Source organism: Pseudomonas sp. GW821-FHT02A11 (genome assembly GCF_059421985.1).
The window spans coordinates 47,268-73,459 of record NZ_JBWKWB010000006.1; the positions used below are offsets into that span (position 1 = coordinate 47,268).

The window sequence follows — 26,192 nt, forward strand, 5'->3', positions numbered from 1 at the left end:
CGGTGCGCTGCCTCAGATTCGCAGCCGGATCAAACCGCATCCCTCGGCAACATCAATCCCAACGGCAAGCGCACACGCGCTTCCAGCCCGCCGCCCGAGCGGTTGCGCAGCTCGACGTTGCCGCCGTGCATGGCCGCGATTCGCTTGACGATAGCCAGGCCCAGCCCGGTGCCTTTGCCGCCACGGGCGCGGTCGCCGCGGGTGAAGGGGTTGAAGATGCCTTCCAGCTCCGACGGATCGATGCCAGTGCCTCGGTCGAGCACGCTCAGCACTACGTAGGGTGCCCCGCTGTCGCCGGAAACATAAGCCGCTACCTCGACATTGTCGCCAGCGTGATGCATGGCGTTGCCAATCAGGTTGTTCAGCAAGCGCTTCATCGAGACCCGACGCAGTGGGAAGGGTGGAATGGATTCCAGACGCGTGCGTACCTGTTCGTTCGGGCTGTTGTACGGCGCAACCACTTCGCGGATCAGGTCGACCAGATCGACCTCTTCGACCTCCTCGTCGCGGCCATCGCGAATGAAGGCCAGAAACTGATCGAGGATGGCGTCCATGTCCTCGATGTCGCGCACCATACCCTCCATGAACTCGTTGTCTCTGGGCATCAATTCCAGTGACAGGCGAAGCCTCGTCAAAGGCGTGCGCAGGTCATGGGAAACACCCGCGAGCATCAACTCACGCTCGCGTCCGGCCTGTTCGACGTCCTCGGCCATCTGGTTGAAAGCGCGGTACACCTCGGTCATTTCGCTCGGCGTGTCCCCGACCGGCAGCCGCACGCTGCGACCCTGCCCCAGTTGTCGGGCGGCGAACACCAGCCGCTTGAGCGGCCGGTTCAACTGGCTGACGAAAATCCAGGCAGAAGCGGTGGACAGCAAACCGATCGCCAGGAACCAGCCCAGCACGCTCCAGATCTTCTGCCCACGCAAGGGGTGGGGATACAGCGGCACCTTCAGCCAGCCATCGCCCAGGCTTGGAGCGCGCACCCACAAGGCCGGAGGCGCGTGGACGCGCAAGCGCACCTCGGTGTCGGCGCCGAGTTCGGCCTGCATTTGTCGTTGATAGATTTCCGAATAAGGCCAGTGCTGCTCACCCTCAGGAACCCCGCCGCCCACTACCCGGATAAGGCCCGCCGCATCGGCGATGGTCTGCCGGTCGCTCTCGTCGGCCGCCCAGTAGGCACGCAGGGTCAATGCGACGCCATGGCTGTATTGGCGGTCGACCAACACGTCTTCGTTCATCAGCAGGTAGACCAGCGTCAGCGCCTTGGAAAACAGCACGACGATGAGCACCAGCCACAATGTGCGGGAGAAGAAGCTTTGCGGGAACCAGAGCGGTGTTTTCATGACAACAGCTACACACTTTGCAGAAGCGAGCCAGGCTCGCGATAGTTCGCGGATGCACCAGACAACAAAACCAGCCAGCTCAACACCCCTTTTCAGAGGCTTTGAGGTGGCTGGATGGTGTATGAGCGCGAGCGATGCGCTCGGCAAGCAACCTGCCGAACGTGCGGTTACTGCTTGCCGGTGCCGTCCGGCACGAATACATAACCCACGCCCCAGACGGTCTGGATGTAGCGCGGTTTGGCGGCGTCCACTTCGATCAGGCGACGCAGACGGGAGATCTGCACGTCGATGGAGCGTTCCAGTGCGTCCCACTCGCGACCACGGGCCAGATTCATCAGCTTGTCGCGGGTCAGTGGCTCGCGCGCGTGCATGACCAGCGCCTTGAGCACCGCGAATTCGCCGGTGGTGAGCATGTGGACTTCTTCGCCCTTTTTCAGCTCGCGGGTGGCAAGCGACAACTCGTACTCGCCAAACGTGACGGTTTCGTCCTCGCTGGCAGGCGCGCCCGGTACCGGCGTGGATTGGCGACGCAGCACGGCCTTGACCCGAGCCATCAGCTCGTCCGGGTTGAACGGTTTGGCGAGGTAATCGTCGGCGCCCAGCTCAAGACCCTTGATGCGGCTCAGCTCATCGCCCTTGGCGGTCAGCATGATGATGGGCACTTGATTGTTCGCGGCACGTAGACGGCGACAGGCAGAAAGGCCATCTTCGCCGGGCAGCATCAGGTCCAGCACCACGAGGTGAAACACTTCGCGAGCCAGCAGACGGTCCATTTGCTCAACGTTGGCCACAGCCCGGGCGCGATAGCCCTTGCTGTTGAAAAAGCGTTCTAACAGGCTGCTCAGGCCCGGGTCATCGTCAACGATGAGGATTTTCTCGCCTTCAGCCGTTTGTGCAGTGCTGCTCATTGGATGCTCCTTTGATCTCGGCGCGCATTATGGCGTAGCTGCTGTGATGCGCACCGTGTGCATTGTTAGCAGATTTTTCCTGAATCGACACTGGCGCTCTCGCACGCGGCTTTACGAACGAAAATCCGCACGCCAAAAGGGCGAATATACGACTGCTGATCGGCTGATCCCCTAATCCGGACTCACTGGGTATAATGCGCCGCCCTCAAGGTCAGGCAACACTCGCTCAAGGCGGTTCGCCCGCAGCTGGAATTTTTGCACACACATTTGCCAGGTGGTTTTATGGACAGTATCAACAGCCGCATCGCCGAGGAACTCGGTGTCCGCCCGCAACAGGTCGAAGCGGCCGTCGCGCTGCTGGATGAAGGCTCTACCGTGCCCTTCATCGCTCGCTACCGTAAAGAAGTGACTGGCAGCCTCGATGACACGCAACTGCGTCATCTGGAAGAGCGCCTGCGCTACCTGCGCGAGCTGGACGAGCGCCGCGTGGCCATCCTTGCCAGCATCGAAGAGCAAGGCAAGCTGACCCCGGAGTTGGCACGCGATATCAAACTCGCCGACACCAAGACCCGCCTCGAAGATCTTTACCTGCCTTATAAACAGAAGCGCCGCACCAAAGGGCAGATCGCACTGGAAGCGGGCCTGGGCGAGCTGGCCGACGGCCTGTTCAATGACCCGAGCCTGACGCCGGACGCTGAAGCCGCACGCTTCGTCGACGCCGAAAAAGGCTTCGCCGACGTCAAAGCCGTGCTCGAAGGCGCCAAGTACATTCTTATGGAGCGCTTCGCCGAAGACGCGTCGCTGCTGGAAAAACTGCGCAGCTTCCTCAAACAGGAAGCTGTGATCAGTGCCCGCGTCGTGGCGGGCAAGGAAGAAGAAGGCGCGAAATTCCGCGACTACTTCGAACACGATGAGCCGCTGAAAAGCATGCCGTCGCACCGCGCCCTGGCGATTTTCCGCGGTCGCAACGAAGGCATTCTCAGCTCTGCATTGAAAGTCGGCGACGAGCTGTCCGGCACGCTGCACCCGTGCGAGATGATGATCAGCGAGCGTTTCGGCCTGCAGAATCAGAATCGTCCTGCAGACAAATGGCTGGCCGAAGTCGTGCGCTGGACCTGGAAGGTCAAGCTGTACTCCCACCTGGAAACCGACCTGCTCGGCGAGTTGCGCGACGGCGCCGAGACCGAAGCGATCAACGTTTTCGCTCACAATCTGCACGACCTGTTGCTGGCTGCCCCGGCTGGCCCGCGCGCCACGCTGGGTCTGGACCCGGGCCTGCGCACCGGCTGCAAGGTCGCGGTGGTCGATTCAACCGGCAAGCTGCTGGATCACGCCACGGTTTACCCGCACGTCCCGAAAAACCAATGGGATCAGACCATCGCCGTGCTGGCCGCGCTCTGCGCCAAGCACTCGGTCGACCTGATCGCCATCGGCAACGGCACCGCCAGCCGCGAAACCGACAAGCTCGCTGCCGAGCTGATCAAAAAATACCCAGGCCTGAAAATGACCAAGGTCATGGTCTCCGAAGCCGGCGCTTCGGTGTACTCGGCGTCGGAACTGGCCGCCAAGGAGTTTCCGGATCTGGACGTGTCGATCCGTGGCGCAGTGTCCATCGCCCGCCGTCTGCAGGACCCGCTGGCCGAGCTGGTGAAAATCGATCCGAAATCCATCGGTGTCGGCCAGTATCAGCACGACGTATCTCAGCTCAAGCTGGCGCGCGGTCTGGATGCGGTGGTGGAAGACTGTGTGAACGCCGTGGGCGTTGACGTGAACACTGCGTCCGTTGCGCTGCTGGCGCGCATTTCCGGTCTCAACACCACGCTGGCGCAGAACATCGTCGCTCACCGCGACGAAAACGGCGCCTTCAAAACCCGCGCCGCATTGAAGAAAGTGCCGCGACTGGGCGAGAAGACCTTTGAACAGGCCGCAGGCTTCCTGCGCGTGATGAACGGCGACAACCCGCTGGATTCGTCCGCCGTTCACCCTGAGGCGTACCCGCTGGTGCAGCGTATCGCCGCTGAAACCGACCGCGACATCCGCTCGCTGATCGGCGACGCCAGCTTCCTCAAGCGCCTGGACCCGAAGAAATTCACCGACGAAACCTTTGGTCTGCCGACCGTCACCGACATCATTCAGGAACTCGAGAAACCAGGCCGCGACCCGCGCCCCGAGTTCAAGACCGCTGAGTTTCAGGACGGCGTCGAGGACCTCAAGGACCTGCAGCTGGGCATGATCCTCGAAGGCGTGGTGACCAACGTGACCAACTTCGGCGCATTCGTCGACATCGGCGTGCATCAGGATGGTTTGGTGCATATCTCCGCACTTTCGGAGAAATTCATCAAGGATCCGCGCGAGGCTGTTAAGGCCGGTGACGTGGTCAAGGTCAAGGTCATGGAAGTCGACATCCCGCGCAAACGCGTTGGCCTGTCGATGCGCATGAGCGACACCCCTGGCGAGAAGATCGACGGCGCTCGTGGTGCGCGCCCTGGCGCCGCTGTGCGCCCGCAACAGGGCAGCGCGCCGCGCAAGGAAACCGCCACCGCAGCCCCGGCCAACAACGCCATGGCTTCACTGTTCGCCAACGCCAAGCAACTGAAGAAACGCTGATGGATATCCCGGACGATCTGACCCAAAGCGCGTACTTCAAGACCCTTGGCTGCCGCATCGTGCGGCTCAGCGAAGAAGGTGTCGCCGAGGTGGCGCTGTCGCTTGAGCCGCACCTGCGCAATCGCGGCAACGTGATGCACGGCGGCGCGCTGTTCAGCCTGGTCGACATTGCCATGGGCTTGGCCTGCTCCAGCGCCCACGGTTTCGATAAACAAAGTGTGACGGTTGAATGCAAGATCAACTACATGCGCGGCGTGCCGGAGGGCGAAGTCACCTGCATGGCGACGGTGCTGCACGCCGGTCGCCGCACGCTGGTGGTCGAGGCCGAAGTGCGTCAGGCCGACAAGCTCGTCGCGAAAGCACAAGGCACGTTCGCGATCGTCTAGCTGTCCGATAGGGATATGGGTTAATTTCGGCGCTGAGTCTTTGCACTGGGAATCAGTGTCGAAATTCCGGGTGGTTTGCGCATGAAAACCCTGCGCAGACCACCGATGACGGGCATCGGCGTTCGGGCCAAAAACGAGGCGAAAACGCCAGTTCCTTTCTTCACCCTTGTAGACCGCCATATCGCCCCCATATAGGGCCGACTGACGCGTGAAGGAATCCAACTTGAGCGAACTTCTCAATCGCCGCCTGGCTCTGCTCGGCGAGCACTCTCACCTCTCCCTTCTGGAGAAGTGCTTGCACGGTATCGAGCGTGAATGCCTGCGCGTTACAGGCGAAGGCCGCCTGGCCCAGACCCCGCACCCCGAGAGCCTGGGCTCTGCTTTGACCAACGAGCAGATCACCACCGACTATTCCGAGTCCTTGCTGGAGTTCATCACTCCGGCGCTGAGCAACCCTGCCGACACGCTGGAAAGTCTGGAAAAAATCCACCGTTTTGCCTACAGCAAGCTGGGCAACGAGTTCATCTGGAGCCCTTCGATGCCGTGCCCGCTGCCGGCCGAAGAAGACATCCCGATCGCCTATTACGGCACCTCGAACATCGGCAAGCTCAAGTACGTGTACCGCCAGGGCCTGGCGCTGCGCTACGGCAAGACGATGCAGTGCATCGCTGGCATCCATTACAACTTCTCGCTGCCTGAAGACATCTGGCCGGTGCTCAAGTCGACCGTGGCCTTCGAAGGCAGCGTCCGGGATTTTCAGTCCGAGAGCTACATCGGCCTGATCCGCAATTTCCGCCGCTACAGCTGGCTGCTGATGTACCTGTTTGGCGCCTCGCCCGCGCTGGACGCCAGCTTCATGCGCGGTCGCTCGCACCAGCTCGAACAGTTCGACGCCGACACCTTGTATCTGCCTTACGCCACCAGCCTGCGCATGAGCGATCTGGGCTATCAGAGCAGTGCGCAGGCTGACCTGACGCCGTGCTACAACGACCTGCTGACCTACACCGACAGCCTGCGCAAAGCGGTGGCAACGCCCTACGCGCCGTATGTCGAAGTCGGCACGCACAAGGATGGCGAGTGGATTCAGCTCAACACCAACGTGTTGCAGATCGAGAACGAGTACTACTCGACGATTCGTCCGAAGCGCGTCACCTATTCCGGCGAACGCCCGATCCAGGCCCTGATGGCTCGCGGCGTGCAGTACGTCGAAGTGCGCTGCCTGGACATCAACCCGTTCCTGCCGGTCGGTATCGACCTGCAGCAGTCGCGTTTCATTGATGCCTTCATTCTGTTCTGCGCCCTGCAGGAAAGCCCGCAATTGGCCGACTGCGAATGTGGCAATGCCAGCAGCAACTTCCTGACCGTGGTCAAGGAAGGCCGTCGCCCCGGCCTGCAACTGAGCCGTAATACCTCGACGATTGATCTGAAAGTCTGGGCGGACGAGTTGCTCGACAAGATCGAGCCGATCGCCGCGCTGCTGGACAAGAGCCAAGGCATTGATGAGCACGGCAAATCGCTGACCGTTCAGCGCGCGAAGGTGGCTGATGCGTCGCTGACCCCATCGGCGCAAGTATTGGCGGCGATGAACGAGCGTAAGGAAGGCTTTACCGCGTTCTCGATGCGTCAGGCACAGGTTCATGCCGAGCACTTCCGCAGCCGTCCGCTGAGCGTCGAGGACCAGACCGCCTTCGAAACCCGCGCACGGGAGTCCCTGGCCCAGCAGGCCGAGCTGGAACAGAACGAAGAGCCGGTAGATTTCGACACCTTTGTCGGATCGTACCAGGCGAGCATTCTGAAGATCAGTAACTGAAGCCACGCAATTTCGAACTGTGGGAGCGAATTCATTCGCGATTGGCCGGTACATCCGAAACATACCTGTCGGATGTACCGTCGCATCGCGAATAAATTCGCTCCCACAGAGATTCGCGCAACGCTCAGGCGTTAAATCGCCTTCTCGAAAATCTTCGAATTACGCTGATAGTTGTACAGCGACGCCCGGGCGCTGGGCAGGCGGTCGACGCTGCTAGGCTCGAAACCGCGCTCGCGAAACCAGTGCGCGGTGCGGGTGGTGAGGACGAACAGGGTTTTCAGGCCTTGCGCTTTGGCCCGCTCTTCGATGCGCTCAAGCAGCTCATCGCCGCGCCCGCCGTGGCGGTATTCCGGGTTCACTGCCAAACAGGCCAGCTCCCCGGCCTCGGAATCGGCGATCGGGTACAGCGCTGCACAGGCGATGATCAAACCTTCACGCTCGACCACGCTGAACTGCTCGATCTCACGTTCCAGCACTTCGCGAGAGCGACGTACCAGAATGCCTTGCTCTTCCAGCGGGGTGATGAGGTCGATCAGGCCACCGACATCGCCAATCGACGCTTCACGCACCAGCTCGAACTGCTCTTGCGCCACCAGCGTACCGCCGCCCGCGCGAGTGAAAAGCTCGGACAGCAGTGCACCGTCTTCGGCGTAACTGACGATATGACTGCGTGCCACGCCGCCACGGCAGGCCTGGGCAGCGGCATCGAGCAATTCCGCCTGATAGTTGTTGCCCAGACGCAGCAGGTGCGCGGGAATCTGCTGGGGACGCAGCTCACGCACCAGACGTCCATGCTCGTCCATCAGGCCGGATTCAGCGCCGAACAGCAGCAGCTTTTCGGCCCCCAGATCGACCGCCGCGCGGGTGGCGACGTCTTCGCAGGCCAGGTTGAAGATTTCACCGGTCGGCGAGTAGCCCAGCGGCGACAGCAGCACGATGGAACGCTCATCGAGCAGGCGATTGATACCTTTGCGGTCGATGCGGCGCACTTCGCCGGTGTGTTGATAGTCGACGCCTTCGAGCACGCCAATCGGGCGTGCGGTGACGAAATTGCCGCCAGTCACGCGCAGACGCGAGCCCTGCATGGGCGATGCGGCCATGTCCATCGACAGGCGCGCTTCAATCGCAATACGCAGCGCACCCACGGCATCGATCACGCACTCCAGCGTCGCGGCATCGGTGACGCGCAGCTCGCGATGGAAATGCGGGGTGATCCCGCGCGCTTGCAGACGGCTCTCGATCTGCGGACGAGAGCCATGCACCAGCACCAGACGCACGCCCAGGCTGTGCAACAGCACTAGGTCGTGAACGATGTTGCCGAAATTGGGGTGTTCGACGCCGTCGCCGGGCAGCATGACGATGAAGGTGCAATCGCGGTGGGCATTGATGTAGGGAGACGCGTGGCGGAGCCAATTGACGTAATCGGGCATATCCAGATGGGCCTGTAGCAAAGATGGACGAAAGGTAGACGCTCACAACGGCATGAGCTTTATCGTCGGAACAGGCATCGCAACACGCGGACTCTCCTTCTGGGTGGGTGCTCTGGAGGCTGACTCACTGAGGAGTCAGGCAGTAATATTCGATCAACTGACGCAGTAGACGCACTGTGGGCTGCAAACGTGACATTTCAAGATACTCGCCGGGCTGATGCGCACAGGCAATGTCGCCAGGGCCCAGCACGATCGTCTCGCAGCCAAGGCGCTGAAGATAAGGTGCTTCGGTGCCAAACGCCACCGCTTCTGCCGTATGACCGGTCAGACGCTCGGCAACCCTCACCAGTTCCGCATCGGCGCTTTGCTCGAAGGGCGCGACTTCGGAGAACAGCGGCGCGTAGTCGATCTGCACCTGATGCTGTTCGGCCAGCGGCTGCAACTTTTGCCGGATCGCGGCGCGCAGCATTTCCGGGTCCATGCCGGGCAGCGGGCGCAAGTCGAACTCCAGCGAACACTGGCCGCAAATGCGGTTGGGATTGTCGCCGCCGTGAATGCAGCCGAAGTTCATGGTCGGCTGCGGCACGCTGAACTGCGGGTTGCTGAATTGTGTCTGCCATTGCTGACGCAGGCCCTTGAGCGCGCCGATGGCGTCGTACATCGCTTCAAGGGCGCTGTGACCCAGGCTTGGGTCCGACGAATGGCCACTGCGACCGAGAATCTCAATGCGCTCCATCATCACGCCTTTGTGCAAACGAATCGGCTTGAGCCCGGTCGGCTCGCCGATCACCGCCGCACGCCCCAGCACCCCGCCTGCCGCCGCGAGGGCCTTGGCGCCGGACATCGAGCTTTCTTCATCGCAGGTCGCGAGGATGATCAGCGGCTGCTTGAAAGGCTTGTCGAGCAAAGGTTGCAGGGCTTCGATGGCCAGCGCGAAAAAGCCTTTCATGTCGCAGCTGCCAAGTCCTACCCACTTGCCGTCGACTTCTGACAACTTCAGCGGATCGGTCTTCCATAGCGCGTCGTCGTAGGGAACGGTGTCGCTGTGACCAGAGAGCACCAGGCCGCCGGGGCCTGTGCCGTAGCTCGCCAGCAGGTTGAACTTGCCGGGGCTGACCTGCCGGATGTCGCAGGCGAACCCCAGATCGCCGAGCCAGGTGGCCAGCAGATCGATGACGGCGCGGTTGGACTGGTCCAGCGCAGGCTGCGTGCAGCTCATCGATGGCGCGGCGATCAGGGCCGCGAACTGGTCTTTCATGGACGGCAATGGCATAGGCGATTCCTCGGTGCAGGTACGACACGCGGACCATCATAGGTTCATTGAGCAGCAGGAATAAACCGTCATGGGTGATGTCCTGTACACTGCACGACCCACGCAGCTGTGTCGATTCCGGCTGCGTCCCCTAGTTCTTAGTGATTGAGCGCCTATCCGCGATAGCGCGCCTGGATTCCCGGCCATGCAGAAAGAAACCGAAATCAAACTCCGCGTCAGCCGCGAAACCCTCATTGCCCTGCGCGAGCATCCTTTGCTGAAAAAGCGCAACAAAAGTGGCTGGGAGCGGCTTGAGCTGTTCAACCAGTACTTCGACACGCCGGAGCGCGAACTGGCCCACGCCAAGGTCGCCCTGCGCCTGCGCCGTGACGGCGACGCGATCATCCAGACCCTCAAGACCCGCGGCCAGAGCGTTGCCGGTCTGTCCGAGCGCAACGAATACAACTGGGACTTGCCCAAGGCCAAGCTGGACCTCAAGAAGCTCGACGGAGAATGCTGGCCCGAGCAACTGGCCGACCTGGACAAGAAGACCATCAAGCCGCTGTTCACCACCGACTTCGTGCGCGAAAAAGCCGAAATTGCCTGGGGCCGCGGCAAGTCCAAGGTCGTGATCGAAGCGGCACTTGATCTGGGCAATGTCATCGTCGGCAAGCAGAAAGAAGAAATCTGCGAGCTTGAGCTCGAATTGCGCGAAGGCGAGCCTGCTGCCCTGCTGGAACTGGCCGCCGAGCTGGCCGAAAAACTGGCGCTGATGCCGTGTGACATCAGCAAGGCCGAGCGTGGCTATCGCCTGTTCGACGCCGACAGCTACTCGATCAAACTGCCTGCGCCCGAGCTCCATCCGGAAACCTCGCTGGACGATGTCTACGCCGCGCTGGCCTGGTACCTGCTGGGCAGCAGCCAGCGTCTGGCCGAGCAATACCGTTTCAACGGTCACTGGAGCTTGCTGCAGGACTGGGTCGACGTGCTCGCCGAACTGCGCGCACTGACCGGCAGCCTCGGTCAGGCCGGTCCTCGCGCCACCACCCACGACCTGCGCGCTGCGCTGGATGCCCTGCTCGAAGACTGGCGCACGCTGGTTCAGGCAGGTCAGGAAGATGCCGATGTCCGCGCGGCCGCCCATGAGCAGTTCATCGAAGAACTCGAAGACCCGCGCTGGGGCCTGTTTTCGCTGACCACCTCGCGCTGGTTGATGGAGCGCAGCTGGACCATCGAGCGCAACAATCGTGGCAATCGTCTGGGCAATGCCATGCTCAGCAGCTGGGTGCCGCGCTTGCTCGGCGACGAGGCCAATGCGCTGAACCTGACGCGCTATCAGCAGCAGCCTGAAGATCTGGCTGAACAGCTGCCGCGTATCGAGCGTATTCAGGTGTGGTTGCATCACGCACGCCACACCTTGGAGCTGCCGGAACTGGATCGCCTGTATGGCGAGCTCAACAAGCTCGAACAGCTGGCGCAGCTGGACATCACCGATGAAATCCTCGACGCCCGCGTGCAGCAGACCATTACCGTGCTGCAAAGCCGCGCGTGGAAGACGTTGCTGAAGATCTAAGCGACGCTGCGACTCTCCTGTAGGAGCGCGCTTGCCGCGATTGCGGGGTGTCAGACCCTTCAATGGTTCTGACCCAACGCTTTCGCGGGCAAGCGCGCTCCTACAGAATTCCTCCAGCATGCCCGTGATAGCGCCCTTCAGCGGACGATGGGCAAGCTCGTCGTCGATTTGATCTCCGACAGTGCCACCGTCGAGTTCACTTCCTGAATGCCTGGCACCAACGACAGCTTCTCGAAGAAAAACCGCTCGTAGGCTTCGATGTCCGGCGTGACGATGCGCAGCAGGAAGTCCACCGACCCCATCAGCACATAGCACTCCAGCACTTCCGGAAACCCACGAATCGCCTCGGTGAATTCCGTGAAGTTCGAGCGACCATGGGCGTTGAGTTTCACCTCGGCAAAAATCTGCGTGTTCAGCCCGATCTTCTTGCGATCCAGCAGCGTTACTTGCCTGCGAATCACGCCTTCATCTTTAAGCCTCTGAATCCTGCGCCAGCAAGGCGATTGCGACAGACCCACCGTTTCAGCGATCTGCGCGCTGGAAAGTGAGGCGTCCTCCTGCAGCAGGGCGAGTATCTTGCGATCGTATGCGTCTAGTTCGATTTGCATAAGTTATTCCCGATACAGGCCAGATACGCATTAACAAGTCGAATCAAGCGTAATACAGCGGATCATGGATCAGAAATTTCTTTTTCGGCATGTAAAACTTTCTCCCACTCAAACAGTTCATTCCGGCCCTGTCAGCCCCGTGACGAAAACAGGAGAGTTCACATGCCGCACCTCGAAGCCGTCACCACCGCCCCGCTGCGCCACGACGCTTGGTCGGCCAGCAATGCCCATTGCCGGTCGCGCTATCAGATCCTCGCCGAGGCCGAACCTGACCTGATCTGCCGGGTCATGAATCTGTTCGCCATGCAGTACCTGATCCCGCAGCAGGTCAGCGTCTTGCAGCAGGAAGGCATGTTGATGATCGAGGTCGAAGTGGACGGCTCGACTTGGCATCGCGCCCAGGTCATTGGCGAAAAAATGCGCAATTTGATCAATGTTTGCTCAGTGGCACTGGAACCGATCGGCGATTTTCACGTCCTATCCGAGCCCGTCTCACTCGCTGTCGGTTGAGCGCGCCGAAAATATTGGCAACGCTTCACTACCTGCAGGACGCAACAACTGGCACGCTTGGGACTACTATTGCTTATCTTCATGCTTATCTGCGAAGTAAGCCGTCTCGTCCGAAGGAGCCCGCATGTCCGTCCTCGCCCCATCATCCCAGGACCGCTGGCTGGATCTGAATGAAGTACTGCGTGATCTCGTCGCGCAGGGTTACCTCGACCAGGACAACGCCGAATACGCACTGACCTTGCGCCGAAGCGCGCAGAACCTGCAGACCCACCCGCTGGAATTCATCGCGGCGCAGCAGTTCGACAATCACCAGCGCCCAGGCAAAAAGCTCGACCTGGAAACCCTGACCGCTTGGCTCGCCGAACAGGCCGGGCAGCCGTACATGCGCATCGACCCACTGAAGATCAACGTGGCCGCTGTCACGCCGCTGATGTCTTACGCCTTTGCCCAGCGCCACAAGATTCTGGCTGTGGCCGTAGATCGCGAATGCGTGACCATCGCCAGCGCCCAGCCTTACGTAAAGGCGTGGGAAGCCGACCTGATGCACGTGCTGAAAATGCCGATCAAGCGTGTGGTCGCGAACCCGGTCGATGTGCAGAAACTGGCCGTCGAGTTCTACCGCTTGGCCAAATCGGTGAGCGGCGCCAGCGCAACTGATCAGAAAGTGAGCAACTTGGGCAACTTCGAACAGTTGCTCAAACTGGGCGCCAGCGATCAGGAACCGGACGCCAACGACGCGCACATCGTCAACATCGTCGACTGGCTGTTTCAGTACGCCTATCAGCAGCGCGCCAGTGACATCCATATCGAGCCCCGCCGCGAGGCCGGGACCGTGCGTTTTCGCATCGATGGCGTGTTGCACAACGTCTACCAATTCCCGCCGCAAGTGACGATGGCGGTCACCAGCCGCCTCAAAAGCCTGGGGCGGATGAACGTCGCCGAGAAGCGCAAACCTCAGGACGGCCGGGTCAAGACCAAGACCCCCGACGGCGGCGAAGTGGAACTGCGCCTGTCGACCCTGCCGACTGCCTTCGGCGAGAAGATGGTCATGCGGATCTTCGACCCCGAGGTGCTGCTCAAGGATTTCGACCAATTGGGGTTCTCCGGCGACGACCTGCGTCGCTGGGAAGGCATGACCCACCAGCCTAACGGCATCATTCTGGTCACCGGGCCGACCGGTTCCGGCAAGACCACCACGCTGTACACCACGCTCAAGAAGCTGGCGACATCGGAAGTGAACCTCTGCACCATCGAAGACCCGATCGAGATGGTCGAGCCTGCGTTCAACCAGATGCAGGTGCAACACAACATCGACCTGAACTTCGCCAGCGGCGTGCGCGCGCTGATGCGGCAGGACCCGGATATCATCATGATCGGCGAGATCCGCGACCTGGAAACCGCTGAGATGGCCATTCAGGCCGCACTCACTGGCCACTTGGTGCTCTCGACCCTGCACACCAACGACGCGCCGAGCGCCATCAGCCGCTTGCTGGAACTGGGGGTGCCTCATTACCTGCTCAAGGCGACGATTCTGGGGGTCATGGCGCAACGTCTGGTGCGTACGCTGTGCCCCCACTGCAAGGCGCCGGTGGAGATCGACGAGGTTGATTGGCAGACCCTCACCCGCCCCTGGCAGGCGCCAGTACCGAGCGGCGCGCATCGAGCGGTGGGCTGCGCGGAATGTCGGGATACCGGCTACCGGGGGCGTGCGGGGGTGTACGAGATCATGCTGATGTCCGATGCCGTGAAGTCCCTGATCACCGCGGATCTGGACCTGACGGCGTTGCGTCGACAAGGCTTCAAGGATGGAATGCGCAGCCTGCGGCTGTCCGGTGCACAAAAGGTCGCGGCGGGGTCGACCACCATTGATGAAGTGCTGCGGGTGACGCCGCAAAGCGAACAGCGTTGAGCCAAAGAGTAGCGAAACCCTGTGGGAGCGAATTCATTCGCGAGTCGGCAGACCAAACGACACATGGGTCGAGGTCATGCCATTTTCGCCAATAAATTCGCTCCCACAGAGAAGGTGTTCACAGATCCTTCACCCCGAAATCCAGCACCACCTTCATCGCCTGCTGCTTGTCACCCGCCAGTTCAAATGCCTGCACGGCGTCATTGAACGGAATCGTGTGAGAGATCACTGGCGTCACGTCGATCACCTTGCGATTCAGCAAATCCACCGCTTGGGCGAATTCGGGATGAAAGCGGAAGGTGCCGCGCAGGTCGATTTCCTTGCCGACCACCAGGTTCAGAGGAATCGACACATCGCCGCCCAACCCCACGGTCACCACTACACCACGAGGCCGCACGCAGGTCAGGCCGTCGCGCAAAGCCTGTGCGCTGCCAGAGGCTTCGAACATGACGTCGAAATGCCCCTTATCGGCGGTATAACGAGTCAGCGCCTCGGGTTCGTTTTTCAAGTTGTGGGTGTCGCTGGCGCCCATGCGTCGCGCGCAGGCCAGGGCACTATCACTGAGATCCGCAGCAACGACCTGGAGAGCACCCGCTGCGCGCAGACTGCCGATCAACAGGTTGCCAATCGGCCCGCAGCCGGTGACCAGCACGCGCTTGCCGAATACCCCGCCCGCCCGCTGAATCGCGTGCAGCCCCACCGACAGCGGCTCGGCCAGCGCACCCTCGGCCAGCGTCGTGGTCGGCGCCAGCAAGTGCGCTTGGCTGGTGTCGATTACCAACCTTTCGCGAAAGGCACCCTGAATGTGGGGGAATGGCATCGCACTGCCATAGAAACGCATGTTCAGGCAGTGATTGGGCAGGCCTTCGTGGCAGTACTTGCAGCCGCCGCATGGACGCGAAGGCGAGACTGATATGCGCTGACCGACGCTGAATCCGCTCTGGGCGTGGCCAACTTCTTCGATCACCGCCGAGATTTCATGACCGAGCACCATGGGTTCTTTCAGGCGTACCGCGCCAAAACCGCCGTGCTGGTAATAGTGCAGATCCGAGCCGCAGATCCCGCCTCGCGCGACGCGCACGCGCAACTGACCAGAGGTCAGCGCGCGGACGGGTGCTTCGGCCTCGACGCGCAGGTCTTTCGGGGCATGGCAGACAATGGCTTGCATGTCGATTCTCCGGATTACAACGACGCCGTGATGGCGCCATCGACGTAAAGGATGTGACCGTTGACGAAGCTGGCCGCATCGGACGCCAGAAACACCGCCGCCCCCGCCAGTTCAGACACCTCGCCCCAACGGCGGCTCGGCGTACGCTGCACCAGCCAGTCGCTGAACTCGGGATTGGCCACCAGCGCTGCGTTCAACTCGGTCTTGAAATAGCCCGGGCCGATGCCGTTGACGTTCAGCCCGTGCGGGCCCCAATCAATTGCCATGCCCTTGGTCAGCATTTTCAGCGCGCCTTTGCTCGCCGCATAAGGCGCGATGTTCGGCCGCCCCAGTTCGCTCTGCACCGAGCAGATATTGATGATGCGACCCCGGCCACGAGCGATCATGCAACGAGCCACGGCCTGACCGACGAAAAAGGCGCTGTCCAGATTGGTGCGCATCAGCTCGTGCCAGTTCGCTTCGGTGAATTCGGCCAACGGCGCACGCCGCTGAATGCCGGCGTTGTTGACCAGGATCTCCAACGGGCCAACGCGGTGTTCGATGTCCAGCACCGCAGCACTCACTGCCGCGCTGTCGGTGACATCGAATGATTGAGTGTGGACCTCGTGCCCCTCAGCAGCCAGCGCCGCTGCCGCCGATTGCAGCGTGTCGACGTTGCGCCCGTTGAGGACAACCCGTGCGCCCGCCTCTGCCAGCCCGCGCGCAATCGCCAGACCAATCCCGGCGCTGGAGCCGGTGATCAGTGCAACCCGCCCCTGCAGGCGAAAGCTTTCCAGAACAGCCATGGTGTTTCCTCGTGAGTGGCCGATGTTCGATCATGCGTTGTGATGAGTCGCTTGAAAGCTCATGATCCTTTTGCATAACACTTCAACGCAGTAGCTAATATCAGTCCAATAGTCATTGGTGACGTGCTGATCAAATATTTTGATCAACCACACCCCCCCCACGAGAGCGCCATGGAACTCAAGCATCTTCGGGCCTTCGTCACCTTGGCGGAGGAACTGCACTTCGGGCGTGCTGCGCAGCGACTGGCCATCGTGCAGCCTGCGCTGAGCATGCAGATCAAGGCACTGGAAGCCTGGCTTGGGGTTCGCCTGCTGGACCGCAATCGCCACTCGGTGACGCTGACGGAAGTGGGTCGGCTGTTTCTCCACGAGGCCCGAGCGACCTTGCATCAGGCCCAACATTCGGCCGATGTCGCGCGTGGCTTGGGTCGTGGGGAGACGGGTCGGATTCGCCTGGGATTCGTGTCGTCAGTGCTGCCGGAATTACTGCCGACCCTCATTCGGCAGGCTCATCGTCGCTACCCCGGCATCCAGCTGGAACTCAAAGACATGCCAGGGCCAGATCAGGTGCAGGCCCTCAAAAATGGCCAGCTCGATTTCGGCCTGATGCGCCTGCCCGCACCCCATGCGGGCGTGCAGACCCACGTGGTGTTGCAGGAGTCGATCATCGTCGCGCTGCCAGTCGATCACCCGCTGACGACTCAGCCGGTGATCACGGTGAAAGACCTGGGGCATCTGCCTGTGCTCGTGCTCGCCCGACGCTACGCCGCAGGCTTTCACGACGGGCTGTTGCGGGCGATTGCAGACCAGGGCGGCAAGCTGGAAATCGCAGAAGAACTCGGCGAATTCACCACCATGCTCGCGCTGGTATCGGCGGGTCTGGGCATTGGTCTCTTGCCCCATCACGCAGGGCGCGCGCTGCCACCGAATGTGGTGTCCAGGCCTCTGCTGCTCGGTGATTATCGGGCGGTCACGGGGCTTGCCTGGACAGCGCTGGACACCGCCGTGAAGACCACCGTCTTCAACCTGATGGGCGAGCTATTCTTTAGCTGATGTAACAAACAGTCGCAGACCGGATTCCGATCACCGTATCCTCTGCCCGGTAATTGTCATCCGCCGCAACCAACAGGGAAAGGTTATGCAAATCGGTAGTGTGGTTTTGCTTGTCGTCGCGCTGGCCATCGCCATCGTGTTCATGGGTTTCAAGGTCGTGCCGCAGGGGTATCAGTGGACCGTGGAGCGCTTCGGTCGCTACACCAACACCTTGAAACCAGGCCTGAACATCATCGTGCCGGTGATGGATCGCATCGGCCACAAGATCAACATGATGGAAACCGTGCTCGACATTCCGCCGCAGGAAGTCATCACCTCCGACAATGCCACGGTTCAGATCGACGCGGTGTGCTTCTATCAAGTAGTCAACTGCGCCCAGGCGGCGTATGAGGTCAACAACCTGCAGCACGCGATTCGCAATCTGCTGCAGACCAACATTCGCACCGTGCTCGGCTCCATGGAGCTGGACGCCATGCTCAGTCAGCGCGACGGCATCAACGAACGCCTGCTGCGCATCGTCGACGAGGCCACCGCGCCGTGGGGCATCAAGATCACCCGCATCGAAATCAAGGACATCAGCCCGCCCGCCGACCTGATGGCCGCCATGTCCGGCCAGATGAAAGCCGAGCGGATCAAGCGCGCACAGATTCTCGAAGCCGAAGGCCTGCGCGCCTCGGCGATCCTCACCGCTGAGGGCAAGAAGCAGGCGCAGATCCTTGAAGCCGAAGGTGAGCGTCAAGCGGCGTTTTTGGAGTCCGAAGCCCGCGAACGTCAAGCCGAAGCCGAGGCTCGCGCGACGCAGGTGGTGTCCGAAGCCATTGCGGCCGGTGACGTGCAGGCGATCAATTATTTCGTCGCACAGAAGTACATCGACGCCCTCGGCAAACTGTCATCGGCCAATAACAGCAAGGTCATCCTCATGCCGCTGGAAGCCAGCCAGATGATCGGCGCCATCGGCGGTATCGGCGAGATCGTCAAGGCCACCTTCGACAAAGGCGCCCCCGACCGGAGCCGACCTGAACCCGGCAAGCGAGTCTGAGCCATGTGGAATTACCTGCAAGACCTGTCGTTCTGGGACTGGCTGGGACTCGGCACGGTACTGCTGATCCTGGAGGTGTTCGGCGCGGGCGGGTATCTGCTGTGGATCGGTGTTGCGGCGGCTGCCGTCGGCATTCTCACGTACATCATTCCGGCGATGAGCTGGGAAGTGCAGTTCCTGCTGTTCGCCGTGCTTTCCGTGTTGACGGCGCTGTATTGGTGGCGACGCCAGCGCAGCGTGTTGCGAAAATCGGATCAACCAGGCCTCAATATGCGCGGCTCGGAGCTGATCGGCAGGACCTTCGTCGTTCACGACGCCATCGTCGGCGGGCGTGGAAAGATCAAGGTGGGCGACGGCGTGTGGATGGTGGTGGGCCCCGATACGGCTGCCGGAAACCAGGTGAGGGTCGTCGCTCAGGACGGGGCGATTTTGAAAGTCGAGGTGGCATAACCGCGGGCCGTGACGGAACTACCTCCGGCTCAGGCGTATCCAATCATTACAGAACAACCCCAAGTCGGAGTAGCCCGTCATGCGTCTAAAACTTGCTGTAGCCACGTTAGCCCTGCTTTCCCTGCCAGTCGGTTCAGCCATGGCCGATGGCTTTCTGCGCGACGTCATCTCGTCCGGTGCAACCACAGGTTCGACCTACCTCACCTTCCGCCATCACAAACTGATTGTGGCGGCGCAGGATGACGCCGGCAGCTTCGTCGCCAGCGACGGCGCCATTCGTGGCCCGTATCTGGAAGCAGCGCTGGATCAGGTGCGCAAGGACAACCCAGGCCTGAACGCCTCGGACATGGACCTGGCCAACGCGATTCTGGCCAAGAACCTCGTTGCCGAGCAGTAAGCATCAACCTTCAAAGAATGCCGCTCGTTTGAGCGGCATTTTTGTTTCAGCGGTAATCGTCCACCAACACGCGGTCGCCTACCACAGATTGCTATCGGCTGATTACTCGCCGATGGCAGCCTTGTAACCCGCAGCATCGAGCAGCTTGGCCAAGTCGCCAGCGGCGTTGCTTGGCTTGACCTTGAAGATCCACGAGCTGTACGGGGCGCTGTTAAGCTCTTCAGGCGCATCGCCCAGGGCTTCGTTGACTTCAACCACTTCACCGGCCACCGGGGAGTAGATGTCGGAAGCGGCTTTTACCGACTCGACCACGCCCGCTGCATCGCCAGCGGCGAAGACTTTGCCGATTTCCGGCAGCTCGACGAACACCACGTCACCCAGCGCTTCTTGCGCATGATCGGAAATACCGACAACGATCAGCTCACCCTCTTGCTTGGCCCATTCGTGGCTTTCGGCAAAACGCAGCTCGGCTGGAATGTCGCTCATGATTTTTTATCCTCTTACATCATCAGGTCAGCGGAAAACCCGCCAGGGAAAATTCAGGTACAGCGTCTAAATCAGGGCCTTGCCGTGACGCACGAACGTCGGCTGGACCACCCGAACCGGGTACCACTTGCCGCGGATCTCCACCTCGGCGCGGTCGGCCGTGGCGATGGGAACGCGCGCCAAGGCAATTGACTTGCTTAGCGTAGGAGAGAAACTACCACTGGTGATCTCTCCTTCGCCAACTTCCGCTATTCGGACGACCTGATGGGCGCGCAAAACACCTCGCTCCTCAAGGACAAGCCCTACAAGCTTGGAAGCAACGCCCTTCGCCCGTTCGGCTTCCAGCGCAGCGCGGCCAATGAAATCACGGTCTTCCGGCTGCCAGGCCACCGTCCAGGCCATGTTGGAAATCAGCGGTGACACCTGTTCATCGATTTCCTGACCAAAAAGATTCATGCCCGCCTCCAGACGCAGCGTGTCCCGCGCCCCCAGACCGATTGGCGAAATGCCTGCGCCGACCATGTCGTTGAAGAAGCGGCAGGCCTGGTCGCTTGGCAGGATGATCTCCAGCCCGTCTTCACCGGTATAACCGGTGCGGGCGATGAACCAGTCGCCTTCTTGCTGACCTTCGAAAGGTCGCAGGGTGTGGATAAGTTCGGTACGGGCCTGGGTGACGAGTTCGGCGATTTTTTGCCGCGCGTGCGGCCCCTGAATGGCCAGCATGGCCAACTCGGAGCGATGGGTGAGGTACACGTCGAAACCGGACGAGTGCGCATTCATCCAGGCCAGGTCCTTGGCGCCGGTGGCCGCGTTGACCACCAGCCGGTAACCCTCGTCGGTGAGGTAGACGATCATGTCGTCGACGATCCCGCCCCGGGTGTCGAGCATCGCGCTGTAGAGCGCGCGCCCGGTGTGTTGCAACCTGCCGACGTCGTTGGCCAGCAGGTGTTGCAGCCAAGGCTTGGCCTGGCTGCCCGATACGTCGATGACGTGCATGTGCGACACATCGAAAATCCCACAATCGCGGCGCACCTGATGGTGCTCCTCGACTTGTGATCCGTAGTGCAACGGCATGTCCCAACCACCAAAATCGACCAGTTTCGCGCCAAGGGCGAGGTGCAGGTCAAAGAGGGGCGTACGCTTTCCCATGGGTTTCTCCTTCCGGGCCAGGGAAATGTGAAAACTACTGCGCTCGACACTACTGCGTTAAAAGCAGGCGAAAAATGCTCATTTAGAAAAGCTAGAGTCGAACGCGACCCGGCCGTTTTTCGCCTGCTTTTGCCTTGTATTGTCTTCGCTCGCTACGTTTTCACATCTCCCTGGTTGCGAAGACACGGTCGTTCACAACAATGGCAAATCCCCCGTGACTCGGGGTCTGAAACCTATGCGAATTTGCAGAATTGTCTGACAGACCGTATCGATTGCGGCGCATTGTAGCCGCATGGGTGTGACCCCGCACCTAGCCGATCGGTCTCGCCGAACGTCTGATTAGGCCAATTACCGGTAGTAAGCCGACACCGACCAGCGTGAGGGCCGGTAGGGCTGCTCGCGCCCATTCGCCTTCACTGGTCATTTCGAAGATCCGCACCGCCAGCGTGTCCCAGCCGAACGGTCGCATCAGCAGCGTGGCGGGCATTTCCTTGAGCACGTCGACGAACACCAGCAACGCAGCGCTCAACGTGCCGGGAATCAGCAGCGGCAGATAAATCTTGAAAAACAAACGCGGCCCGCTGACACCCAGGCTGCGGGCCGCCTCTGGCAAGGAAGGGCGAATCCGCGACAGGCTGTTCTCCAGCGGGCCATACGCGACCGCAATGAAACGCACCAGATACGCCAGTATCAGCGCGGCAAGGCTGCCGAGCAGCAGTGGCTTGCCTGCCCCGCCCAGCCAGCTGGAAAGCGGCACGACCAGCTCACGGTCCAGATAACTGAAGGCGAGCATGATCGACACCGCCAGCACCGACCCTGGCAAGGCATAGCCGATATTGGCCAGGCTCACGCCCGAGCGAATCGCGCGGGTGGGCGCCAGACGACGGGCAAATACCAGAATCATCGCCACGCTGACCGTCACCAACGCTGCAATGCCGCCCAGATAAAGTGTGTGCAGGATCAACCCGGTGTAGCGCTCATCCAGATCGAAGCGCCCGCGCTGCCAGACCCAGACGATCAACTGCAGCAGGGGTACGACGAACGCACAGGCGAACACCAGCCCACACCACCCGCTCGCGGCCAGCGCCTTGATGCCGCGCAGGTGATACAGCGCCTTGACCCGAGGCCGCTCGTTGCTTGCCCGGCTGGCGCCCCGCGCACGGTGCTCGCCGTACAACAGCAGCATCACCGCCAGCAGCAGCAAGCTGGCCAGTTGAGCGGCGCTCGACAGGCTGAAAAACCCATACCAGGTCTTGTAGATCGCGGTGGTGAAGGTGTCGAAATTGAAAACGGAGACAGCACCGAAGTCGGCGAGGGTTTCCATCAGCGCCAACGCCACGCCCGCACCGATCGCAGGCCTCGCCATCGGCAGCGCAACGCGCCAGAACGCTTGCCATGGCGACTGTCCGAGAACCCGCGCTGCTTCCATCAGACCCTTGCCCTGGGCGAGGAACGCCGTGCGCGCCAACAGATAAACGTAGGGATAGAAGACCAGCACCAGCACGATGATGACCCCGCCAGTGGAACGCACACGGGGAAAGCGGATACCCGTACCGAACCACTCGCGCATCAGGGTTTGCACGGGGCCTGCAAAGTCGAGTAACCCGACGAACACGAACGCCAACACATAAGCAGGAATGGCGAACGGCAGCATCAGCGCCCAGTCGAGCCAGCGCCGACCGGGGAATTCACACAGCGCGGTCAGCCAGGCCAGGCTCACGCCCAGCAGTGTAACGCCCAGCCCGACGCCGACGACCAGCGTCACGGTATTGCCCAGCAGGCGCGGCATCTGGGTTTCCCACAGGTGCGACCAGATTTCGTGATCGATGCTCTGCCACGAGAACAGCAAGACGCTCAGGGGCAACAGCACCAGTGCCGCGATGGCGAAGACCAGGGGGTACCAGCGACGCTGGGCGGGATGGGCCAAGGGGGTCACTCACACAAATAAAGGCCCCCTGTAGGAGCGCGCTTGCCCGCGATAGCGGTGGGTCAGACATCACATTCATGAATGACACCCCGCTATCGCGGGCAAGCGCGCTCCTACAAGAGGGATGCGATGCTTATAAATTCAATTCCAGCCAGCACGATCCATCATGCGAATCGCCTCGGCCTGACGCCGACCGGCGATTTCCACGGGGATGGTGTCGGCCTTGAACTCACCCCAACTGGCCACTTCCTCGGAAGGCGCAACCTTCGGGTTGGCCGGAAACTCCTGATTGGTACCCGCGAAAATCGTCTGCGCTTCTGGCCCGGTCATCCACTCCACCAGCGCTTTGGCCGCTTCAGGGTGCGGCGCGTACTTGGTCAGGCCGATGCCCGACAGATTCACGTGCACGCCGCGATCACTCTGGTTCGGCCAGAACAGGCGCACGGCCAGATCCGGGTTTTGCTTGTGCAAACGTCCGTAGTAATAGGTGTTGACGATGCCGACATCGCACTGCCCGGCGTTGATCGCTTCAAGCACCGCGATGTCGTCGGAGAACACGTCGGTGGACAGGTTATTGACCCAGCCTTTGAGGATTTTTTCCGACGCTTGAGCGCCGTGGGTTTCGATCAGCGTGGCGGTCAGCGACTGGTTGTAGACCTTCTTCGCGGTACGCAGGCACAAGCGCCCTTCCCACTGTTTGTCAGCCAACGCCTCATAGGTCGTCAGCTCTTCGGGCTTCACCCGGTCAGTGGAATAGGCGATGGTACGCGCGCGCAGGCTCAGCCCCGTCCAGGCGTGGGTCGAGGAGCGATATTGTGGCGGGATGTTGGTGTCGATCATCGGCGAGGTGAACGGCTGCAGGATGCCCATCTGTTCGGCTTGCCAGAGGTTACCGGCGTCGACGGTGAGCAGCAGGTCGGCGGTCGCGTTCTGCCCCTCGGCCTTGATGCGCTGCATCAGCGGCGCTTCCTTGTCGGTGATGAACTTCACTTTCACACCGGTCTTGGCGGTGTAGGCATCGAAGACCGGCTTGATCAGCTCGTCGATACGGGAGGAGTAAACCACTACTTCGTCAGCGGCCTGGGCAGTGCTGCCTAGCACGATGAATGCCAAGGCAGCCAGAATACGCGTGCGCGCCTGCATGCTGAGTCTCCTGATGTCGGGAGGTCGAGAAATGAGGCGAAATGGTAGTGAATCGCAACAACGAAGTCCGGACCGAGCCGTTACCAGATGTTGCAGGGCCTGCGCCGATTAATGCTGCTCGGGATCCAAACCCTCAAAGCCGCCACAGAATCGTCTGTACACCCACGACATCGGTCTTCTGAAACCAGCCCTTGATCGCGCAGCTGGCGAACGCGCTGGTGCTGCAAGCACCGCTGTTGAGTGCGGTTTTCAGCGCGTCCACATCGACCTTGTTGATGTAGTCGATGCCGTGCTTGAGGTTATCCCCGTCGCCAAACCCGCCGTGCTGCATTTCATCGAGCGCGGCCTGCTTGCTCCAGCCCTGCACGACGATACGGTACATGGCCGAGACCAGCCCCGTGCGGTCCTGGCCATGCTTGCAGTGGATCAACACGGGGCCCTTCTCCTGCGCGGCCTGAATCGCGCGCAGGCTTTGGATCATGTCGGCATCATCGACGTGCACCGTCTGCAACGGGATCTGCACCTGAGCCACCGTTGGGTCAGACAGCCATTTGTTGTCGCTTTCCTTGATGAAGTCCACCACGGTGACCACTCCCAGCTTCTTGAGCAGCGGCTGCGCGTCTGCGTCTGGCTGGCGGCTGCGGTACAGCGTTGGGGTGATTTCATACAAGTTGTAATGAGGGTCGATGGATTGCGCCCATTCGCTCGGACGCGGGGTCACCGGTGACGAATCATCGGCCAGCGCGAGGCCGCAGATGGGCGCCGCCAGCACTATGGCGATCAAAGAAGCGAGCAATCGAAGACGCATCGAGCGATACCGTGTGAACAGGCGGGATAAGTTGCAGCGAGTGTCTGCGGGCAGGGGTCAAGACGGCGTGAGGCAATTGTCAAAAATTCGTTGAGCGCCGCTGATCGCCGCCCGACGATTTTTCTCCGCTTGAGCATGGAGAGCATGGGCATTTCACGATACTGTATATATAAACAGCTATCGAGAGGCCCGCATGTCCATCCAGATCCCCCCGCGCGGCCGCGGCACCGCGACCAACCCGCACAACCGCTTCGCGCCGAATCGCTCGGTGGCCGAGGACGACGGCTGGTATCAGGAAGCGCCGCTGACCCAGGGCACGACCGTCACCCTGGAAACCGCCAAGAGCATCATCGCGCGCAACGCCTCCCCCGACATCCCCTTCGATCGCTCGATCAACCCTTACCGAGGCTGCGAACATGGCTGCATTTATTGTTATGCGCGGCCTAGTCATGCGTACTGGGACATGTCGCCGGGGCTGGATTTCGAAACCAGGCTGATCGCAAAGACCAACGCCGCCGCACTGCTGGAACAACAGCTGTCAAAACCCGGCTACAGCGTCGCGCCCATCACGCTTGGGGCCAATACCGACCCTTATCAGCCCATCGAGCGCGACTACAAACTCACCCGCGCCACATTGGAGGTGCTGCTGCGCTACCGCCACCCGGTGACGATCATCACCAAAGGCTCGCTGATCCTGCGGGATCTGGACCTGCTGGCTGAACTTGCAAAGCTGAATCTGGTGTCGGTGTTCATCAGCCTCACTTCGCTGGACGACGAACTCAAGCGCATCCTCGAACCCCGGGCCGCAGCGCCCAAGGCCAGACTGCGGGCCATCCGCGTGCTGCGTGATGCGGGCGTGCCGGTCGGGGTGTTGCTGGCTCCGATGATTCCGATGATCAACGACATGGAGCTGGAAAAGCTCATGACCGAGGCCAAGGCCGCCGGAGCGTTGAGCGCCAGCTATGTGATGCTGCGCCTGCCGCTGGAGGTGGCGCCGCTGTTCGAGGAATGGCTGCAGGCGCATTATCCGCAGAGGGCCGAGCATGTGATGAGCCTGGTGCGCCAGAGCCGCGGCGGTCAGGTGTACGACAGCCGTTTCGGCACGCGGATGCGCGGCGAAGGCGTATTCGCCGAGTTGCTGGCACAGCGCTACAGTATTGCGGTGAAGAAACTGGGCCTCAATCATCGCGAAAGTTTCAAACTGGACTGTGAAGCCTTCTGCCCGCCGGGTGGTCAGATGTCGCTGTTGTGACTCGCGTGGCGTCTCAGGTTGCAAGACTCACGCTCCCAAGGGCGAGACGTCTGGACACCGGATTAAGATTTTCTTAACCCGGACCCGCGAGCTAGAGCGATGCATTCAGCTTCAATTAAGTTTCTATCGTTAAGGTGTTTCGCAAGTGACCGGCTGGTCGCGCACAGATGGAATTGTCCGTCATGCCAGAAAAAAGTGG

Annotated in this window: 23 protein-coding genes; 11 read left to right on the forward strand and 12 right to left on the reverse strand. The window is 61.1% G+C overall.

Annotation, left to right across the window (positions count from 1 at the left end; translation table 11 throughout):
• Positions 1 to 29: 29 nt before the first annotated feature.
• The gene (locus AC07V9_RS11520; protein ID WP_495015841.1) at positions 30 to 1,343 is read right to left on the reverse strand and encodes an ATP-binding protein; all 1,314 of its coding nucleotides are present in this window, start codon (positions 1,341 to 1,343) and stop codon (positions 30 to 32) included.
• A gap of 167 nt (positions 1,344 to 1,510) precedes the next feature.
• The gene (gene ompR, locus AC07V9_RS11525) at positions 1,511 to 2,251 is read right to left on the reverse strand and encodes an osmolarity response regulator transcription factor OmpR (RefSeq protein WP_495015842.1); all 741 of its coding nucleotides are present in this window, start codon (positions 2,249 to 2,251) and stop codon (positions 1,511 to 1,513) included.
• A gap of 282 nt (positions 2,252 to 2,533) precedes the next feature.
• Between ompR and AC07V9_RS11530 the strand changes: the two genes are divergently transcribed.
• From AC07V9_RS11530 to gshA, 3 genes are all read left to right on the forward strand, one after another.
• Positions 2,534 to 4,858: a Tex family protein gene (locus tag AC07V9_RS11530; protein WP_495015843.1), complete on the forward strand. Its 2,325-nt coding sequence runs from the start codon at positions 2,534 to 2,536 to the stop codon at positions 4,856 to 4,858.
• Positions 4,858 to 5,244, forward strand: coding sequence for a PaaI family thioesterase (locus AC07V9_RS11535; RefSeq protein WP_495015844.1), 387 nt, complete (start codon positions 4,858 to 4,860; stop codon positions 5,242 to 5,244). The genes AC07V9_RS11530 and AC07V9_RS11535 overlap by 1 nt, the downstream gene beginning before the upstream one ends.
• 223 nt (positions 5,245 to 5,467) lie before the next feature.
• Positions 5,468 to 7,054, forward strand: a complete 1,587-nt coding sequence (gshA, locus tag AC07V9_RS11540) for a glutamate--cysteine ligase (protein WP_495015845.1) — start codon at positions 5,468 to 5,470, stop codon at positions 7,052 to 7,054.
• Between the two features lie 131 nt (positions 7,055 to 7,185).
• On the opposite strand, the gene argA is transcribed toward gshA, so the two are convergent.
• Positions 7,186 to 8,484 (reverse strand): amino-acid N-acetyltransferase, encoded by a 1,299-nt coding sequence (gene argA, locus AC07V9_RS11545; protein ID WP_495015846.1) that lies wholly within the window; start codon positions 8,482 to 8,484, stop codon positions 7,186 to 7,188.
• 124 nt (positions 8,485 to 8,608) lie between these two features.
• On the reverse strand, positions 8,609 to 9,757 hold the full coding sequence (argE, locus tag AC07V9_RS11550) for an acetylornithine deacetylase (protein WP_495015847.1): 1,149 nt from the start codon (positions 9,755 to 9,757) through the stop codon (positions 8,609 to 8,611).
• Between the two features lie 184 nt (positions 9,758 to 9,941).
• Between argE and AC07V9_RS11555 the strand changes: the two genes are divergently transcribed.
• Complete coding sequence (locus AC07V9_RS11555; RefSeq protein ID WP_495015848.1) at positions 9,942 to 11,309, forward strand: CYTH domain-containing protein; 1,368 nt, start codon at positions 9,942 to 9,944, stop codon at positions 11,307 to 11,309.
• Positions 11,310 to 11,446: 137 nt separating this feature from the next.
• On the opposite strand, the gene AC07V9_RS11560 is transcribed toward AC07V9_RS11555, so the two are convergent.
• On the reverse strand, positions 11,447 to 11,917 hold the full coding sequence (locus AC07V9_RS11560) for an Lrp/AsnC family transcriptional regulator (protein WP_495015849.1): 471 nt from the start codon (positions 11,915 to 11,917) through the stop codon (positions 11,447 to 11,449).
• Positions 11,918 to 12,079: 162 nt separating this feature from the next.
• On the opposite strand from AC07V9_RS11560, the gene AC07V9_RS11565 reads away from it, so the two are divergent.
• Positions 12,080 to 12,427 carry an ACT-like domain-containing protein gene (locus AC07V9_RS11565; protein ID WP_495015850.1) on the forward strand — a complete coding sequence of 116 codons (348 nt, stop codon included), beginning with the start codon at positions 12,080 to 12,082 and terminating at the stop codon, positions 12,425 to 12,427.
• 124 nt (positions 12,428 to 12,551) lie between these two features.
• A complete protein-coding gene (gene tfpB / locus AC07V9_RS11570; protein WP_495015851.1) occupies positions 12,552 to 14,336 on the forward strand; it encodes a type IV pilus assembly ATPase TfpB in 1,785 nt (594 codons plus the stop codon).
• A 118-nt stretch (positions 14,337 to 14,454) separates the two neighbouring features.
• Here tfpB and AC07V9_RS11575 read toward each other — a convergent pair whose 3' ends face one another.
• Together AC07V9_RS11575 and AC07V9_RS11580 are read right to left on the reverse strand one after the other, a co-directional pair.
• Entirely contained in the window at positions 14,455 to 15,504 is a 1,050-nt protein-coding gene (locus AC07V9_RS11575) for an L-idonate 5-dehydrogenase (RefSeq protein ID WP_495015852.1), read from the reverse strand.
• Positions 15,505 to 15,518: 14 nt separating this feature from the next.
• On the reverse strand, positions 15,519 to 16,289 hold the full coding sequence (locus AC07V9_RS11580) for a glucose 1-dehydrogenase (protein ID WP_495015853.1): 771 nt from the start codon (positions 16,287 to 16,289) through the stop codon (positions 15,519 to 15,521).
• Positions 16,290 to 16,460: 171 nt separating this feature from the next.
• Between AC07V9_RS11580 and AC07V9_RS11585 the strand changes: the two genes are divergently transcribed.
• The 4 genes from AC07V9_RS11585 (at position 16,461) to AC07V9_RS11600 (ending at position 19,228) form a co-directional block, all read left to right on the forward strand.
• Positions 16,461 to 17,342 carry a LysR family transcriptional regulator gene (locus tag AC07V9_RS11585; RefSeq protein ID WP_495015854.1) on the forward strand — a complete coding sequence of 294 codons (882 nt, stop codon included), beginning with the start codon at positions 16,461 to 16,463 and terminating at the stop codon, positions 17,340 to 17,342.
• A gap of 85 nt (positions 17,343 to 17,427) precedes the next feature.
• On the forward strand, positions 17,428 to 18,381 hold the full coding sequence (locus tag AC07V9_RS11590) for an SPFH domain-containing protein (RefSeq protein WP_495015855.1): 954 nt from the start codon (positions 17,428 to 17,430) through the stop codon (positions 18,379 to 18,381).
• 3 nt (positions 18,382 to 18,384) lie between these two features.
• Positions 18,385 to 18,831 carry an NfeD family protein gene (locus AC07V9_RS11595; protein WP_495015856.1) on the forward strand — a complete coding sequence of 149 codons (447 nt, stop codon included), beginning with the start codon at positions 18,385 to 18,387 and terminating at the stop codon, positions 18,829 to 18,831.
• A gap of 79 nt (positions 18,832 to 18,910) precedes the next feature.
• On the forward strand, positions 18,911 to 19,228 hold the full coding sequence (locus tag AC07V9_RS11600) for a DUF2388 domain-containing protein (RefSeq protein WP_495015857.1): 318 nt from the start codon (positions 18,911 to 18,913) through the stop codon (positions 19,226 to 19,228).
• 102 nt (positions 19,229 to 19,330) lie between these two features.
• Here AC07V9_RS11600 and gcvH read toward each other — a convergent pair whose 3' ends face one another.
• The 5 genes from gcvH to AC07V9_RS11625 form a co-directional block, all read right to left on the reverse strand.
• Complete coding sequence (gene gcvH / locus AC07V9_RS11605; protein ID WP_495015858.1) at positions 19,331 to 19,714, reverse strand: glycine cleavage system protein GcvH; 384 nt, start codon at positions 19,712 to 19,714, stop codon at positions 19,331 to 19,333.
• Positions 19,715 to 19,780: 66 nt separating this feature from the next.
• Positions 19,781 to 20,863, reverse strand: coding sequence for a glycine cleavage system aminomethyltransferase GcvT (gene gcvT / locus AC07V9_RS11610; protein WP_495015859.1), 1,083 nt, complete (start codon positions 20,861 to 20,863; stop codon positions 19,781 to 19,783).
• A 310-nt stretch (positions 20,864 to 21,173) separates the two neighbouring features.
• Positions 21,174 to 22,790 carry an ABC transporter permease gene (locus AC07V9_RS11615; protein ID WP_495015860.1) on the reverse strand — a complete coding sequence of 539 codons (1,617 nt, stop codon included), beginning with the start codon at positions 22,788 to 22,790 and terminating at the stop codon, positions 21,174 to 21,176.
• A 141-nt stretch (positions 22,791 to 22,931) separates the two neighbouring features.
• Positions 22,932 to 23,933, reverse strand: coding sequence for an extracellular solute-binding protein (locus AC07V9_RS11620; RefSeq protein ID WP_495015861.1), 1,002 nt, complete (start codon positions 23,931 to 23,933; stop codon positions 22,932 to 22,934).
• Between the two features lie 133 nt (positions 23,934 to 24,066).
• Positions 24,067 to 24,741: a dual specificity protein phosphatase family protein gene (locus tag AC07V9_RS11625; RefSeq protein WP_495015862.1), complete on the reverse strand. Its 675-nt coding sequence runs from the start codon at positions 24,739 to 24,741 to the stop codon at positions 24,067 to 24,069.
• A 193-nt stretch (positions 24,742 to 24,934) separates the two neighbouring features.
• On the opposite strand from AC07V9_RS11625, the gene AC07V9_RS11630 reads away from it, so the two are divergent.
• Complete coding sequence (locus AC07V9_RS11630; RefSeq protein WP_495015863.1) at positions 24,935 to 25,993, forward strand: PA0069 family radical SAM protein; 1,059 nt, start codon at positions 24,935 to 24,937, stop codon at positions 25,991 to 25,993.
• Positions 25,994 to 26,192: the final 199 nt, after the last annotated feature.

What these genes read in the sequence shown, in the direction of transcription:
- ompR (WP_495015842.1), bottom strand. Translation starts at nt 2,251, where the DNA reads ATGAGCAGCACTGCACAAACGGCTGAAGGCGAGAAAATCCTCATCGTT.
- AC07V9_RS11555 (WP_495015848.1), top strand. Translation starts at nt 9,942, where the DNA reads ATGCAGAAAGAAACCGAAATCAAACTCCGCGTCAGCCGCGAAACCCTC.
- AC07V9_RS11535 (WP_495015844.1), top strand. Translation starts at nt 4,858, where the DNA reads ATGGATATCCCGGACGATCTGACCCAAAGCGCGTACTTCAAGACCCTT.
- AC07V9_RS11620 (WP_495015861.1), bottom strand. Translation starts at nt 23,933, where the DNA reads ATGCAGGCGCGCACGCGTATTCTGGCTGCCTTGGCATTCATCGTGCTA.
- tfpB (WP_495015851.1), top strand. Translation starts at nt 12,552, where the DNA reads ATGTCCGTCCTCGCCCCATCATCCCAGGACCGCTGGCTGGATCTGAAT.
- AC07V9_RS11630 (WP_495015863.1), top strand. Translation starts at nt 24,935, where the DNA reads ATGTCCATCCAGATCCCCCCGCGCGGCCGCGGCACCGCGACCAACCCG.
- argE (WP_495015847.1), bottom strand. Translation starts at nt 9,757, where the DNA reads ATGCCATTGCCGTCCATGAAAGACCAGTTCGCGGCCCTGATCGCCGCG.
- AC07V9_RS11585 (WP_495015854.1), top strand. Translation starts at nt 16,461, where the DNA reads ATGGAACTCAAGCATCTTCGGGCCTTCGTCACCTTGGCGGAGGAACTG.
- gcvH (WP_495015858.1), bottom strand. Translation starts at nt 19,714, where the DNA reads ATGAGCGACATTCCAGCCGAGCTGCGTTTTGCCGAAAGCCACGAATGG.
- AC07V9_RS11580 (WP_495015853.1), bottom strand. Translation starts at nt 16,289, where the DNA reads ATGGCTGTTCTGGAAAGCTTTCGCCTGCAGGGGCGGGTTGCACTGATC.
- AC07V9_RS11560 (WP_495015849.1), bottom strand. Translation starts at nt 11,917, where the DNA reads ATGCAAATCGAACTAGACGCATACGATCGCAAGATACTCGCCCTGCTG.
- AC07V9_RS11600 (WP_495015857.1), top strand. Translation starts at nt 18,911, where the DNA reads ATGCGTCTAAAACTTGCTGTAGCCACGTTAGCCCTGCTTTCCCTGCCA.
- gcvT (WP_495015859.1), bottom strand. Translation starts at nt 20,863, where the DNA reads ATGGGAAAGCGTACGCCCCTCTTTGACCTGCACCTCGCCCTTGGCGCG.
- AC07V9_RS11565 (WP_495015850.1), top strand. Translation starts at nt 12,080, where the DNA reads ATGCCGCACCTCGAAGCCGTCACCACCGCCCCGCTGCGCCACGACGCT.
- AC07V9_RS11590 (WP_495015855.1), top strand. Translation starts at nt 17,428, where the DNA reads ATGCAAATCGGTAGTGTGGTTTTGCTTGTCGTCGCGCTGGCCATCGCC.
- AC07V9_RS11575 (WP_495015852.1), bottom strand. Translation starts at nt 15,504, where the DNA reads ATGCAAGCCATTGTCTGCCATGCCCCGAAAGACCTGCGCGTCGAGGCC.
- AC07V9_RS11595 (WP_495015856.1), top strand. Translation starts at nt 18,385, where the DNA reads ATGTGGAATTACCTGCAAGACCTGTCGTTCTGGGACTGGCTGGGACTC.
- argA (WP_495015846.1), bottom strand. Translation starts at nt 8,484, where the DNA reads ATGCCCGATTACGTCAATTGGCTCCGCCACGCGTCTCCCTACATCAAT.
- AC07V9_RS11520 (WP_495015841.1), bottom strand. Translation starts at nt 1,343, where the DNA reads ATGAAAACACCGCTCTGGTTCCCGCAAAGCTTCTTCTCCCGCACATTG.
- AC07V9_RS11625 (WP_495015862.1), bottom strand. Translation starts at nt 24,741, where the DNA reads ATGCGTCTTCGATTGCTCGCTTCTTTGATCGCCATAGTGCTGGCGGCG.
- AC07V9_RS11530 (WP_495015843.1), top strand. Translation starts at nt 2,534, where the DNA reads ATGGACAGTATCAACAGCCGCATCGCCGAGGAACTCGGTGTCCGCCCG.